Consider the following 14,318-nt stretch of genomic DNA (forward strand, 5'->3'; position numbering starts at 1 on the left):
AACGCACCGGCGGGATGGGAAATCCGCCGCTTCGGCGCATACTGGGGCCTCTTTACCCACCCGTCCGGCGCCACCGGCGACGGCCCCCCTGCTACCGACATCGCCATGAAACTGAAGCTTGACATCGTCCAGCTCGCCGGTCGCGACGGCGACACGCACTACAACCTGCAGCGCACGCTCGCGGCAATCGCGACCTGCGCGCCGGGCACCGACATCGTGATGTTTCCGGAAGCGCAGCTCACCGGCTTCCTCGATCCGTCGAATCTCGCCGAATGCGCCGAGCCGCTCGACGGTCCGAGCGTCGGCGCGGTCATCGCGGCCGCACGCGCGCGTGACGTTGCCGTCGTGGTCGGGCTGATCGAGAACGACGGCGGCCGCTTCTACAACACCACGGTATTCGTCACGCCGGACGGCATCGCAATGCGCTATCGCAAGACGCATCTGTGGGTGAGCGAGCACGGCGTCGTGCTGCCCGGCGACCGTTACGCGACGATCGAATGGCGCGGCGTGCGGATCGGCCTGCTGATCTGCTACGACAACGAATTCCCCGAAACCGGCCGCGCGCTCGCCGCACTCGGCGCCGAGCTGATCCTCATCACCGATGGCAACATGGAACCGTACCGCGCCGTCCACCGCACGTCGGCAACGGCGCGCGCGATGGAGAACCAGGTGTTCGCGGTGGTCGCCAACCGCGTCGGCGGCAGCACGCACGACGTCGTGTTCGCAGGCGGCAGCCTTGCGGCCGATCCGTTCGGAAACCTGATCTTCGAGGCCGGCAATGCCGAATCGCGTCACGCGGTCGAACTCGATTTCGACCAGCTCGCTGCGTCGCGCGCGGTCTACGAGTATCGCCGGGATCAGCGCCTGCACATTGCGGGAGAACGCATCGAGCACGCAAACGGCCTTCGCGAACTGCTGATTCCGTAAGGGCGTGCCCGCCCGGCGCGACACCATCCGTCACGCCGGGTCGGGCACCTCGCTCGCCAGCAGCACCGAACCGACCGATTTGCGGTGCGCGTCGAGCGCCAGCGAGCGCACGCTGCCGTGCGTCGCGCAGGCATTCGCCGAAACCATGCGGATGGAATTGAAAAGGCGCGCGTGAACCGCGCGCCCGGATCGGGACAGCACACCCGGCCGACGCTTACTTCGCGTCCGGGTCCACGTGCAGCGATTCGCCGATCGCATAGAAATTGCCGCCCGCGATGTAATGCAGGCTGCGCAGTGCCGGATCGGCCGATTCGAAATACCAGTGGCCGTCGCGGAACACGCGCGTGTCGGACCACGCCGCGACCACCTCGCCGATGAACAGGTCGTAGGTCTGCTGGTTGTGCGGCTCCGGAATCAGCTTGCACGCGAGCCAGCCCGAACAGCCGGCGACGAACGGCAGATCGTGGCCTTCGACGTCGAACAGCGTGACGCCTGCTTCGCGCAGCTTGTCGGGCCGCTCCGCGAGACTGTGGCTGCCGACCGCATGCGTGAGCTGAATCTGTGCGGCCGTCGGCACCTGGATCACGAACGTGCCGCTGCGCTCGACGAGCTCGCGCGTCTTCGCGGTCTTGTCGAGCACGACCGTCAGCTTCGGCGGCTGGAAGTCCAGCGCGCACGCCCATGCGGCGGCCATCACGTTGTCGACGCCGTCGTGGCGGGCCGACACGAGCACGGTCGGGCCGTGGTTGAGGAGACGGTAGGCTTTCTTCAGCTCAACCGGCGCGATATGACTGTCCATACGGGTTCCTTGGAGAACGGCACGCACGAATGCCGTGCGGCGCGGCGCGGCGCCGGTCGGTGCGCATGCGCACAGCCGGGCCGGAGGCCGCATTCTCGCACCCAATTTCAATCGGCGCTGACCGCGCCGCCGGTCACTTCGCGAACAACTGGCCGATATCGCGGAACGCCTTGAATTCGAGCGCATTGCCGCACGGATCGAACAGGAACATCGTCGCCTGTTCGCCGACCTGCCCCTGGAACCGCACATACGGCTCGATCACGAAGGTCACGCCGAACGATCGCAGCCGCTCGGCAAGCGCTTCCCAGCTCGGCCAGTCGAGCACGATCCCGAAATGCGGCACCGGCACGTCGTGACCGTCGACCGCGTTCGTGTGCGCACCTTCCTGCGACGCGGTCCTCGGATGCTCGTGGATCACGAGCTGGTGCCCGTAGAAGTCGAAGTCGACCCACTGCGCGCTCGAACGCCCCTCTGCCAGCCCGAACACACGGCCGTAGAAATCGCGCGCGGCCGGCAGGTCGTAGACCGGGATCGCCAGGTGAAACGGGGAAAGACTCATGGTTGCCTCGTGATGGAACGCTCGCGTGGCGCGAGGACGGCACCATGGTAGTCAAGCTCGAGCAGAAATTAAATCAATATATAGTTGCGTCATTCACAAACGGAATTGATGAATGATCCGCGAACTGAAAACCCTCGTCGCCGTCGCCCGGGAAGGCACGTTCGCCGCGGCCGGCAACTGTATCGGGCTCACGCAGGCGGCCGTGAGCGCGCAGATGCAGCGTCTCGAAGCCGAGCTCGGCTTCGCGCTGTTCGACCGGCAAGGCCGGTCGGCGCGACTCAACGAGATGGGTCATCACGTGCTCGACCAGGCGCAGGCGCTGATCGGCCTGTACGAGAACCTGAGCTCGACGGCGCCCGGTTCGCCGGCCGCCGTGCGCGTGACGATCGGCGCGATCGCGTCGGTGCAGAGCGCGCTGCTGCCGGCCGCGCTCGCCGATTTCCATCGCCGGCATCCCGCGTGCCGGACACGCGTGATACCGGGGCTGTCGATCGAACTGGTCAACCGGGTCGACGCGGGCGAGATCGACATGGCCGCGATCATCCGGCCGCCGTTTTCGCTGCAAAGCGACCTGCACTGGACGACGCTCGTGCAGGAACCGTTCCGGCTCATCGTGCCGCGCAGCGTGAAAGGCAGGGACTGGGCCGAACTGCTCGCGAGCGAACCGTTCGTGCGCTACGACCGCGCGTCGTTCGGCGGCCGCCAGGTCGATCGCTTTCTGAGGAAGATGCACATTGCGGTGCGCGACACCTGCGAACTCGACGAGCTCGACGCGATCGTCAAGCTGGTCGAGAACGGCGTCGGCGTCGCGCTCGTCCCGCAGACCGGCGTGTATCGCCGCTGGCCGGCCGGCGTGCGCGCGATCGACCTCGGGCCTCACACGTTTCACCGCGACATCGGGCTCGTGCATCGCGCGCGGCGGACGATGTCGGAGCCGGCGCAGCAACTGGCGCAACTGATCGAAGCGGCGGCGCAGGCGGCCTAGCGGCCCAGGGCCGCCGTTGCAAATCAGCGCCGCCCGGCCGCCCAGTCGACGGCCGCGTCGAACAGCGCGACACCGGCCGGCGACAGGTTCACGAACGTGTCGTTGTCGAGGAAGAACATCACGCGGCGCGCCGGCGCGAGCGCTTCGTAGTCCATCGTCGCGCCCTTCTCGTACGCGAAGATCGCGGCCTTGTCGGGTTGGCCGTACACGGTCGCGATCGTGATCGCGCCGAGCCCCGGCTTGCCCCAGCTCATCGGCGCCTGCTTGCCGTACACGTTCGTCGCGCCGGCCGGCAGCCCGGCCGAGATCGGGTGCGGCGCATTGACGAGCCACAGGTAGCGCTCCTTGCCCGTTTCGCCGAAGTCAACGTCGTGACGCTTGCCCGTCATCGCGAGATCGTCGAGCAGGTCGTTTTCCCAGGTCACGAGCGGCTTGTCGAGCGTGCGCCAGCCGGGCCGCACGTTCTTCGACGACACCGTCGACGAGATCACGACCAGGTCGGCATCGCGCGCCGCATCCGGCGTCGACGATTCGTCGATCAGGCGTACCGCATAGCCGCGTTCGCCGAGATGCTGGACGATGCGTTCGTCGACCTTCAGGTTCGGGCCGCGCAACTGCACGAGCATCGCGACGCGCGTGACGGCCTGCGGCGCATCGGCTGCCAATGCGGGGGTGGCCACACCCGCGCCGAGGCCAAGGCCTGCGCCGATCGCGAGCACCGAGCCCGCGATCGCGCGCAAGGTACGACGCCGCGCACTGGCGGCAACGGCGCGCACGGCGCCGGTCTTCATGTTCCGGTTCATCTGGAGCTTCTCCGAAGCCGCGCGCCATCATGACGGCCGCGCGGCGATTGCGTGGTCAGAACTGCAGCGTGGTGAGCAGCGACACCTGTCGCGCATCGCCGATCGCGACGAAGTAGCGGTTCGCGCTCGACGGGTAGTACGTGCGATTGAAGAGGTTCTTCACGTTGAGCTGGAACGACAGCTTCTGCTTGCCGATCCGCGTGTCGTACGTGGCGAACGCGTCGGCGAGCACGTACGAAGGCAGCGTGAAGCTGTTCGCCGAATCGCCGGGGCGCGCGCCGACGTAGCGCACGTCCGCGCCGATGCGCAGGTCGTCGCCGCCGATCACCGTGCCGAAGTCGTAGACGCCCGCGAGCGATGCCGTGTGGCGCGCGACGTTCCACAGCTGATTGCCCGCGTACAGCGGATCCTCGGTGGTCTTCGCGTCGATATACGCGTAGCTCGCGATCACGTTCACGCGCTCGCCGATCCTGCCCGACACGTCGAGCTCGATCCCGCGCGAGCGCGCCTTGCCCGACGTGCGCCAGTCGGTCAGCTTGGTCGCGTCGTTGTACTGCGACACGAGCACGTTCTTCTTGTCGATGTTGAAGAACGCGAGCGTGCCGGTCATCCCGCCCGGCAGGTCGAGCTTGCCGCCCACCTCCCACGCGGTCGCTTCCTCGGGCGGCGTCGCGCCGTCGATGATGTAGCCCGTCATCGGCGCGATCGACGATGACGGCTTCAGCGACTGCGAATAGCTGCCGTACAGCGAGAACGTGTCGGTCCACTTGTAGACGACGCCCGCGCGCGGCAGCCACTTCGAGCCGCTGAGATCGGTGTTCGCGACGAACGGCCGGCCGCGCCCCGCGACCTGGTTGTACGTGATGTAGCGCAACCCGCCCGACACGATCCACTTGTCGGTCAGGTGGATCGTGTCCTGTACGAACGCCGATGCATCGTGCAGCGTGTCGGTCTGGTCGCTGTCGCTCGCGGACACCGTGCTCGACGGCGGCAGCAGCCCGTAGACGGGATTGAGATAGCTGAACGGCGTCTTCACGGCCTGCCGCAGCATGTCCTTGCGGTAGATGCGGCGGTATTCGGTGTCGAAGCCGACCTGCACGTCGTGCCGCATCCCGCCCAGCATCAGCTTGCCGTTCACGTAGCCGATCCCGTAGCTGTCGGTGCTGAGCGAGCCGTGCGTCGCGTCGTTGCTGCGCGTCATCGTGCCCTTCACCGGATCGACGCCCGTCGTGCGCAACTGGTTCGCGTCGTAGGTCTCACGGTTGTAGCTGTAGCCGAAATGCGCGCTCCAGTCCGCGTTGAACTGGTGATCGACGCTCAACTGCGCAAGGTGTGATTCACCGTCCATGTTGTTGAACGGCTCGTCGATGCGCCGCCGCGCGGGAATGTCGAGCGGTGCGTTGGTGCGCGGGTCGAGCGCCGTGCCGCGATCGAACGGCGAATGGAATGTCCGGTACTGATAGGACACCGCGACCTGCGTATCGCGGCCATACCATGCGAGCGACGGCGCGACGAAGGTCTGCCGGTATTCGCCAAAGTTGCGCCAGTACTGCTCGTTCGACTGGTCGACGATCAGCCGGTACGCAAGCCGCGAATCGCCGACCGGCCCGGTCGAATCGAACGTCGCGCCGCCGCCGTTCTTGCCGTGCCCGAACGTCGACGCACCGAGCGAGATCGCGTTGTAGCGCTTGAGCTGCGGCTGCTTGGTGACGACGTTGACCACGCCGCCCGGGTCCATCAGCCCGTACAGCAGCGACGTCGGCCCCTTCAGCACCTCGACGCTGTCGACCGCCGCGTTGAACGCGCGCCCCTGCACGAGCGGCATCCCGTTCTGCATGATCGAGCCGTCGCGGTTGCCGCCGAAGCCGCGCTTCATGATGGTGTCCTGCGTGCCCGCGAGCGTGTTGCCCTGCGTGATGCCGCTGACGTTGCCGAGCGCGTCGTCGAGATTGCGCGGACGCTGGTCGCGCAGCACCTGCGCGGGCACGATGTTGACGGCCTGCGCGGTGTCGAGCAGCGGGATGTCGGAACGCAGCACGCCCGCCTCCTTCGGCGCGCGATAGCTTTCGGCGCGCAGCGCGCTGGTGCGCACATTGATCGCGGGCAATTCGGCGCCCGCGGCCACGCCGGCCGCCGCGGGGCGTGCCACGGCACCGTCCGCGCGCTTCACCGTGTAACCACCGCCCGGCTGGCGCAACGCGACGAGCCCGGTGCCCGCCAGCAGACGGTCGAGCGCGCCGTCGACGTCGAAGCGGCCCTGCACGCCGCCGCTCGTCAGGCCGACCGTCAGCTCGGCCGGAAACGCGAGCAGGATGCCCGCGTCGCGGCCGAACCGGTTCAATGCCGCTTCGAGCGGGCCGGCCGGAATGTCGAACGCACGGCGCGCCGCGCGCTGCGCGGCCGGCGCCGCATCGGTGTCGGTGTCGGCCAGCGCGGGCAGCGGCAACAGCGCCGACAACAGGACGGCGCCGGCCAGCCGGCGCGCTAGGCGACCGGGCACGGCAAGTGCGGCCGGGCGCGTGGCGTGCGGCAGATGTCGGGCGGGCGCCGGACGGCGCCGATACGTGAGACGGATGGAAACCATGATCGGGAAGTCGGTGGACGATGGGCCAGTGCTGCTTTCATTACCCATGTCACGCGAACATCGAAAAACAGCTCAGGTCGGCGGAAAATTTTTTCGACAGGCTCACGAACGGGCCGGCACGACCGTCGCCCAGTAGCGCGTCAGGTAGTGAACGTCGATCGGCAAGGTCGCCTTCAGCGTGTCGAGCACGCGCGCGGGATCGTCGAGCGGATAGGTACCGGACACGCGCAGGTCGGCCACGGCCGCATCGCAGCGCAGGCTGCCGCGGCGATAGCGATCGAGTTCGGCGACGAGGTCGGCCAGCCGCATGCGCGACGCGACGAGCATGCCGCCCGTCCACGCGGACGCATACGCGTCGAGCGGGGCCGATGCGCCGATCGTGTCGCGCGTGAAATCCGCGCCCTCTCCGGCCGCGATCACACGCGCGCCGGCCGTCGCATCGGCGGGCTGCACGTGTACGGCACCGGCGAACACCTCGATACGCGTCGCGCCATCGTGCTGCCGCACCGTGAAGCGCGTGCCGAGCGGCCGCAGCTCGCCCTGCGCGGTCGCGACGACGAGCGGACGCGCGGGCACGCGCTCGTCGTGGCCGCTCGTCACCATGATCGTGCCGCGCAGCAGGCGCAGGCGGCGCGCGGTGTCGTCGAAGCGCACGTCGAGCGCCGTGTCGGTATCGAGCACGACGACCGTGCGATCCGCGAGCGTCACCGTGCGCCGTTCGCCGACCGCCGTGCGCAGGTCGGCCGGCCAGATCGCCGCGCGTCGCGCGGGCTCGGCCATCCATGCGGCGCCGCCCGCGAACAGCAGCACGGCCAGCGCCTTCACGGCCGCGCGGCGGCGGCCCACACGCGGCGGCAGCAGCGCCGCGTGCGCGGCCTGCGGGTCGAGCCCGGCCGCCAGCCCGCCGAACCTGCGCTGCATCGTTTCGATATGGCGCCATGCCGCGTCGTGCACCGGATCTTCCGCGCGCCAGCGCGCGAGCGCGGCGTCGAACGCTTCATCGGTGCGGCCGGCCTGGCGGTCGACCCACCATTCGACCGCGCGCCGCGCAACCTGCGGCGGCACCACCGGCGCTCCGGGAGTGGCCATCGGTCAGGCCGCCATCGCGAAGAAGCACTGCGTGCCGGCCTTCACGAGATGGCGCTTCACCGTTGCAAGCGACACGCCGAGTTCGCGCGCGATCTCGGCCTGCGTGAGCCCGTCGAGCTGCGCGAGCAGGAACGCACGCTTCGCCGCGAGCGGCAGGCCATCGAGCAGCCGGTCGATTTCGAGCAGCGTCTCGATCACGACGGCCCGCTCTTCCGGCGACGGCGCATAGGCTTCAGGGCGCTGCGCGAGCACATCGAGATACGCTCGCTCGATCTGCTCGCGCCGCCAGTGATTGCTCAGCACACGCTGCGCGACCGTCGTCAGGAACGCGCGCGGCTCGTCGGCGCCGATCGGCTCGTCGCGCGCGAGCAGGCGCATGAACGTGTCGTGCGCGAGATCGGCCGCGCGGTGCGCGCAACCGAGTTTCCGGCTCAACCAGCCGCGCAGCCACGCGTGGTGGCCCGTGTAGAGGGCGTCGATTTCTCGATGGAGAGACAGCTTGTCAGCAGTCATGGCCGGGTTCCGGGCGCGCAGGCGTCAACGATTTTGTAAATGAGAATGATTATTATATACAAAACGAGACAGGCGGCCGCGGTTTCGGTGGGCGGTGGGCGGTGGGCGCCGGCGTGCTCCGGCGGGCGGCGCGCCGCTGCCGGTCACGCCAGGAGAGCCCAGGCACGGCGTTCCACGCACGCCGCGGCAATGAGACAGGTATGGGCGACCGGGCCGCGATGCCGTCGCCAGATGCGCACGGCGCGTCGCTAACACATTCATTACACCCGGCCAATTCGATTCATTAAATAGTTATTTGATGCATCGAAAACAATATCCCGGCCACCTTGATTCCTCCCCCCATTGCCCGAAATTATCGCGAGATATGCAAGTCGCAATGGCGAAATCACAAAATGACCGCCAATTGATACGCGTTTTCTCAACAATTCAAATCCCTCGATCGCCGAGATCGGAGGACATCCCTGTCTGTCTCAGGCCACAAAAGAGAATTTCATTTTTGCCGATTCAATCGGGCTCGGTAGTCTCCTGCCATTCCGGATCACGAACACGAGCCAATGCGCAAGGAGATGACATGAAACGCACGACCCTCTCGCTGATTTCCATCGCGTCATTCGCGGCGATACCCGTCGCGCATGCGCAGTCGAGCGTCACGCTGTATGGCGTGATCGACACGTCGATCACCTACGTGAACCATGCGCAGGGCAAGGACAACGCGTGGATGCTCGGCAACAGCAGCGCGGGCAACCTGGCCGGCAGCCGCTGGGGCGTGAAAGGCACCGAGGATCTCGGCGGCGGGCTGAAGGCACTGTTCCAGCTCGAGGACGGCTTCGACCCGAGCACCGGCCGGCAGGGCCAGGGCGGCCGCCTGTTCGGCCGGCAGGCGTTCGTCGGCCTGACGAGCGACCGCTACGGCACGCTCACGTTCGGCCGCCAGTACGATCCGCTCGTCGACCTCGTGCAGGGCATCACCGCCGACAACTATCTCGGCAGCGTGTTCGCGACGGCCGGCGACGTCGACAACTACGACAACAGCTTCCGCGTCGACAACGCGGTGAAATACACGTCGGCCGTCTATGCGGGCCTGCAGTTCTCGGCGATGTATTCGTTCGGCGGCATCGCCGGCAGCACCGGCGCCGCGAATTCGTATTCGGCCGCCGTGTCGTACAACAACGGGCCGTTCAGCGTCGCGGGCGGCTACTTCCACACGACCAACAGCCCCGCGTCGAACACCCTGCGCAGCGGCTGGACCAGCTCGTCGGACGGCACCTTCGACGGCCCGATCAACAGCGGCTATGCGAGCGCGCATTCGATCGGCATCGCGCGCATCGCGGGCCAGTACGTTGCCGGCCCGTTCACGTTCGGCCTCGGCTACAGCAACGCGCAGTACCGCCGCGATGGCAGCTCGGTGTTCGGCTCGAACGAGCACTACAACACGGGGCAAGGCTTCGTGAACTACCAGGCGACGACTGCGCTGCTGGTCGGCGTCGGCTACAGCTACACGCGCTCGGGCGGCGACACGTCGGCCACCTATCACCAGGTATCGGCCGGCGCGGACTACAACCTGTCGAAGCGCACCGACGTCTACCTGACCGCCGCCTATCAACACGCAAGCGGCCAGACCGGCGACGGCAAGGGCGGCTCGATGGCCGCGCAGGCGTCGATCGGTTCGTACGGCTATGCGGGCACGAGCTCGCAGACGATGGTCAACCTCGGCCTGCGTCACCGCTTCTGATGCCAAACGGCCGGCGCTGCGCGCTGCGCGGCCGGTCGAATTCGCATGAACCGACACGGCGGCTTCGGCCGCCGTTGTTTCCGGATCGCCTATTCATTACCTTTTTCAACCCGGATATCGACTGCCGCGCGATTTCCATCCGGTTTGATTCAACACCGATTTTCCCGAGCGAATGTCGCGACGCGCCAGTATTTCAGCGCCGCCACTGCCCCGGCATTCACGCGAAAATCCGGCCATTTTTACCGACAATGCTTCGCTGAACCCCGTGATCGGACGCGATAAAAAGGCGTGGCGAACGCACGGGCAAATGCAAAGGAAAGTTTGACGCGAGCCATTTGCGTGCTCGCTATGGCACACTTCGCGTCTGCGTAATTTCCTTGCACCGGGCGGCCGGATTCCGCCCCATCCTGCCATGCCGCGTCAGACAACCCGTTCAATCAGCCGAGAAACGCTGAAAATCGCCGCGACGATTGCAATGTCGTGCGCGCTCGCCGGCGTCGCACGGGCCGATTGCCTCGACGACGCGGCCGCGTTCCAGCACGTGAGCGTCAGCCTGATGCGCGGCATCGCGCAAGTCGAATCGGGGATGAATCCGAACGCGCTCAACACGAATACCAACGGCACGGTCGACATCGGCCTGATGCAGATCAACAGCACCTGGCTGCCGACGCTCGCGCGCGAAGGCATCACGCGGGAGAGCCTGTTCGACGCGTGCACGAACGCGTATGTCGGCGCGTGGATCCTGTCGCAGAACATCCGCCAGCTCGGCCCCAACTGGAATGCGATCGGCGCGTACAACGCCGCGTCGCCCGACAAGCGCCTCGCGTATGCGCGCAAGGTCTATGATGCAATCCGGACCATGCCGGATTCGCCGGATACACCCATGCCTATCCTTCCACCGTCCTTTACGCCGCCGCAACAGGCCCAGGCGTACAACCCGTTCGCGAGCCTGAGCGTGTCCGCACCGCAGCAGGTCACGCGCCCGCGCACGATTTCGCCGGCCCCGCCGCCTCCGCCGCCGCAGGGTGGCCCCGCAGGCCCGGCCGGCTCGTACAACTTCGGATGGACGGTCACAGGTGCGGACCAGGCGAAGCCGACCCAGGTCTTCGACGACGGCGCGCGGATCTACGTGCAGTTCAGCGACATGAAGCACGTGCCGGCGATCTTCACCGAGACGTCGGCCGGGCGCGTGCTGATGTCGTGGGAGCTGCAGTTTCCGTATGCCGTTCTGACGCGTCCCGCGCAAACGCTAATCTTCCAGCTCGGGCCGTTCGAGGCGCGCGCGCAGCGTAGCGCGGGCAATGGCGCCGGCATGACGGCGCAGGCCGGTACGGCAGGCCCGGCGACGGCTTCGGCCGCTGCATCGAAGAAGTCGGCCAGTGCGTCGACGAACGCGGCAGCCAGTCCGGCCGCGACGAACGCAACGGCCGCGAAACGCTCGGCGTCGACCGATGCGCTGTGGTACCTGAATACGCCGTCGACGTCGGGAACGGCAACAGCCGCGAACACGGCCACGCCCTCACCCGCGTCGAACGCACCGGCCACGTGGCCCACCGCGGTGACGTCGAACACGCCGCCTGCCGCCACGCCTCAGGCACCGGCCGCGACGACGCCGGCCACGCGCGTCAGCACCGACGCGCTCTGGTACATCTCGAAGTAACGTGCATGCCGGTTGCGCGTCGGCAACCGGCATGCGTCACGCGCTGGCCGGTTATCGAGCGGCCGTCGTACCGGACGGCGTCGATACCGACAACACCAGCGAGTGATAGACGTCTGCGACGCGATCCAGGAAGGACTTGTCGGGCGCAGTCGCGATCTTCTGCATCGCCCGCGTGTTCATGTAGTTCTTGATCGACACGAGGTGGCTCCACACGGCCTCGATGTCGCTCTCCGCCATGCTGTCGTGCACGTGCTTCACGAACAGCGGATACATCGCTTCGACTTGCGGCAGGCGCTGGCCAGGATTGTTCCACAACCAGAACAGCGCCTGCGCCTGGGGATCGGTGTTGAACATCGACGCCGGCAGCTCGCCGCCGAGCTGTTTCATCGCCTGCTTCTGATCGAAACCGGACATCGGCCGCGTACCGTGCTGCTTCTGGTAGTCGATTTCGCGCACCAGCTTCTCGTAACGACCGTACGCCAGCGGGTTGGCCGCGCCGCCCAGCCAGCCCGGCTTGCGCTGCTCCGCGGCCGTGCGGTTTTCCGCGCGGTCGTACCACATGCGCAGCCACTGGATATACACGACCATGTGGCCCTTGAGCTCACCCTGGATGTCTTTCGGCAGGTCGGTCACGACGACCGGGCGCGGCGGCGTCGTGTCAGGCACGCGGCAACCGTCCGTCATGTCGGGCACCGGCTTCGGATTGAGGAAATCGAGCGGCCCGGTCGACGGCTTGCGCGCCGCCGACGGATAGCCGATGCCCGCGCCCAGCGGTGACAGCGGCGGAATCTCGCGCGTCGTCGACACCAGCTTCTTGACGGCGATCCGGTAGTCGAGCTGGAAGCCCTGGACCTCCTGCGGCGCGACCACCTGCTGATACAGCGCACCGTCCTCCTTCGCCAGCGCAGTCAGGCTCGGCATCGGTATCCCGGCGCCGTATGCGCGGTGGTACATCATCTCGAGCGGCAGGCGCGCGAGCTTGTCGGAAATCCCGTCCTCGCCTTCGATCGCCCCGCCGCCGACATCGACCTGCGCGCCCGGGAAGAGCCGCTCCTGCCGCCGGCCGCGCATGTCTGCCGGATCGACGCCCAGCATCGTCAGCGGCTTGTACACGCGCAGTTCATGCGCGGCCGCGTAGTGCACGCATTTCTCGATGTCCGGCGACAGGATCAGATCCGACGACACCGCATTGCTCAACGGAATGTAGCCCGTCAGCAGGTTGTCGTCGAAGCGGTTCGTCACGCAGTCGAACAGTCCCATGAACTTGATCCTGACCGCCACGCCGTCGTATTTCCCGCCCTTGCAGGTTTCGTCGAGCAGCTGCTTGGCAAAGGCCAGCGCGAGGCCGCCGCCCATGTCGTAGCCGAAGATCGCGATGTGAATCTTGTTGATCGTTCCCGCTTGCTTCGCGCCGGCCACCGCCGCCTTGAAATCCTCGTCCGCCGCCTTCAGGCGCGTATCGACGCCCGTATTGAACAGGGCGGCACCGAGCTTCGTGTCGCGCGAGAGCTGGAACGACTCGGCCAGCGCACCGAGCGTTTCCTTGCCGACCTCCTTCAGCACGGTCTTCGGAATCCGGTACGGATACTTGACGACATCGCGCCAGAACCCTCTCCATTCGCGCTTCAGGTAGCGCAACGCGCGGTTCTTTTCCGAACCCGGCCGCTCGATCGCGCGCTCGACCCGCTTGCGCGCGTCGCCCATGCTGCCCTTCGCCTTGCCGACCAGCGTATCGAACGTGTCGCTCACGCGGTTGCCCAACGTCGGATTCCCGATCTTGCCGCTCTGCTTCCACGCGTCCTCGGTGGCCTTCTGCGCCTTTTCCTTGGCCTTGCCGATGGTCGCGTCCTTGAGCTTGTCGCCAGCCTTTTCGCCGGCGGTATCCAGCGCCTTGTCCTTCAGGACCTGGCGCAGCACGCCGGCTTCGGGGTCGAAGTCGGCGCCGAGCCCCGGATAGTAGAAGCGCCGCATGTTCTTGTTCTTCTTGTCGTATGCGGCATTGAACAGCTTCAGGATGTTGGTTCGCGGTCCTTCCTTGTCGCCGAAACCGAATCCGTCGAAATAGAAGCTGACCCACAGCATGTGCTCGCACGCGGGACACATCTGCTCGGCTTCCGCCTTGACGCGATCCGTCTCCGCGCTTGCGGCATCCTTCTTCAGGTTGATTTCGGCCATGGCGCTCACTTCTCCTGAGTCGGCTTGAGCTCGGGCGCGTTCATGTCGTCGACCCACTGCAGCTCGGCGGTGCCGTTCTTGCGGAAATACACGCGCAGATAGCGCGACGTCGACGATTCCGGCTGCGGGATCGTCACGTCGATCGTCTTGCGTTCCGGTTGAATGCCACGCTGAATGTCGTCCAGCGGCTGCGCGAACTCCCAGAACAGCTTCACCTTCTGCCCCGGCGTCACCTTGCAGCCGCACGCGAATCCGCCGCCGCCGCCGAAGGCCTCGCCGTCTTCCCGTGCCGACGGATTGCCGAAGCATCCCGACTTGTGCTCGTTGTCGAGCCAGAACTCGTGAAGCTTGCGGCCGTACTCGTTGTATCCGGTGACGCACACGTTGTGCGGCTCCGCCGACGCATCGACACCGTGCTTGCCGCATGCCGCGAGCACACCCAGCCCGACGAGCGCCAAACCATGCATCCCTGCCCTGAATTTCATCGATATC

At 66.9% G+C, this 14,318-nt stretch carries 12 protein-coding genes; 4 read left to right on the forward strand and 8 right to left on the reverse strand.

Translation table 11 applies throughout. From position 1 onward, the window contains the following. Nucleotides 1-105 precede the first annotated feature (105 nt). Entirely contained in the window at nt 106-927 is an 822-nt protein-coding gene (locus LGN19_RS15455) for a nitrilase-related carbon-nitrogen hydrolase (RefSeq protein ID WP_226215723.1), read from the forward strand. 214 nt (nt 928-1,141) lie between these two features. Here LGN19_RS15455 and LGN19_RS15460 read toward each other — a convergent pair whose 3' ends face one another. Continuing rightward, nucleotides 1,142-1,726: a flavin reductase family protein gene (locus LGN19_RS15460; RefSeq protein ID WP_122945065.1), complete on the reverse strand. Its 585-nt coding sequence runs from the start codon at nt 1,724-1,726 to the stop codon at nt 1,142-1,144. Between the two features lie 133 nt (nt 1,727-1,859). Then, nucleotides 1,860-2,285 carry a VOC family protein gene (locus tag LGN19_RS15465; protein ID WP_226215725.1) on the reverse strand — a complete coding sequence of 142 codons (426 nt, stop codon included), beginning with the start codon at nt 2,283-2,285 and terminating at the stop codon, nt 1,860-1,862. 112 nt (nt 2,286-2,397) lie between these two features. Between LGN19_RS15465 and LGN19_RS15470 the strand changes: the two genes are divergently transcribed. Further along, a complete protein-coding gene (locus LGN19_RS15470; protein ID WP_226215727.1) occupies nt 2,398-3,270 on the forward strand; it encodes a LysR family transcriptional regulator in 873 nt (290 codons plus the stop codon). Between the two features lie 23 nt (nt 3,271-3,293). On the opposite strand, the gene LGN19_RS15475 is transcribed toward LGN19_RS15470, so the two are convergent. The 4 genes from LGN19_RS15475 to LGN19_RS15490 are packed head-to-tail and all read right to left on the reverse strand — an operon-like array spanning nt 3,294 to nt 8,259. Continuing rightward, a complete protein-coding gene (locus tag LGN19_RS15475; protein ID WP_122945063.1) occupies nt 3,294-4,073 on the reverse strand; it encodes a hypothetical protein in 780 nt (259 codons plus the stop codon). A gap of 55 nt (nt 4,074-4,128) precedes the next feature. After that, a complete protein-coding gene (locus tag LGN19_RS15480; protein WP_226215728.1) occupies nt 4,129-6,705 on the reverse strand; it encodes a TonB-dependent siderophore receptor in 2,577 nt (858 codons plus the stop codon). Between the two features lie 54 nt (nt 6,706-6,759). Continuing rightward, a complete protein-coding gene (locus tag LGN19_RS15485; protein WP_226215730.1) occupies nt 6,760-7,746 on the reverse strand; it encodes a FecR domain-containing protein in 987 nt (328 codons plus the stop codon). 3 nt (nt 7,747-7,749) lie between these two features. Then, on the reverse strand, nt 7,750-8,259 hold the full coding sequence (locus LGN19_RS15490; RefSeq protein WP_226215732.1) for a sigma-70 family RNA polymerase sigma factor: 510 nt from the start codon (nt 8,257-8,259) through the stop codon (nt 7,750-7,752). 571 nt (nt 8,260-8,830) lie between these two features. Here LGN19_RS15490 and LGN19_RS15495 point away from each other — a divergent pair. Together LGN19_RS15495 and LGN19_RS15500 are read left to right on the forward strand one after the other, a co-directional pair. Next, nucleotides 8,831-9,991, forward strand: a complete 1,161-nt coding sequence (locus LGN19_RS15495) for a porin (RefSeq protein WP_122945059.1) — start codon at nt 8,831-8,833, stop codon at nt 9,989-9,991. A gap of 412 nt (nt 9,992-10,403) precedes the next feature. Further along, nucleotides 10,404-11,651 (forward strand): transglycosylase SLT domain-containing protein, encoded by a 1,248-nt coding sequence (locus tag LGN19_RS15500; protein WP_226215740.1) that lies wholly within the window; start codon nt 10,404-10,406, stop codon nt 11,649-11,651. Nucleotides 11,652-11,702: 51 nt separating this feature from the next. Here the strand turns inward: LGN19_RS15500 and LGN19_RS15505 are convergent, their stop codons facing one another. After that, nucleotides 11,703-13,826, reverse strand: a complete 2,124-nt coding sequence (locus LGN19_RS15505) for a phospholipase effector Tle1 domain-containing protein (RefSeq protein ID WP_226215742.1) — start codon at nt 13,824-13,826, stop codon at nt 11,703-11,705. Between the two features lie 5 nt (nt 13,827-13,831). Further along, the gene (locus tag LGN19_RS15510; protein ID WP_122945056.1) at nt 13,832-14,311 is read right to left on the reverse strand and encodes a DUF3304 domain-containing protein; all 480 of its coding nucleotides are present in this window, start codon (nt 14,309-14,311) and stop codon (nt 13,832-13,834) included. Nucleotides 14,312-14,318 lie beyond the last annotated feature (7 nt).

The sequence above is a fragment of the Burkholderia sp. AU30198 genome (genome assembly GCF_020419825.1).
GTDB lineage: Bacteria > Pseudomonadota > Gammaproteobacteria > Burkholderiales > Burkholderiaceae > Burkholderia.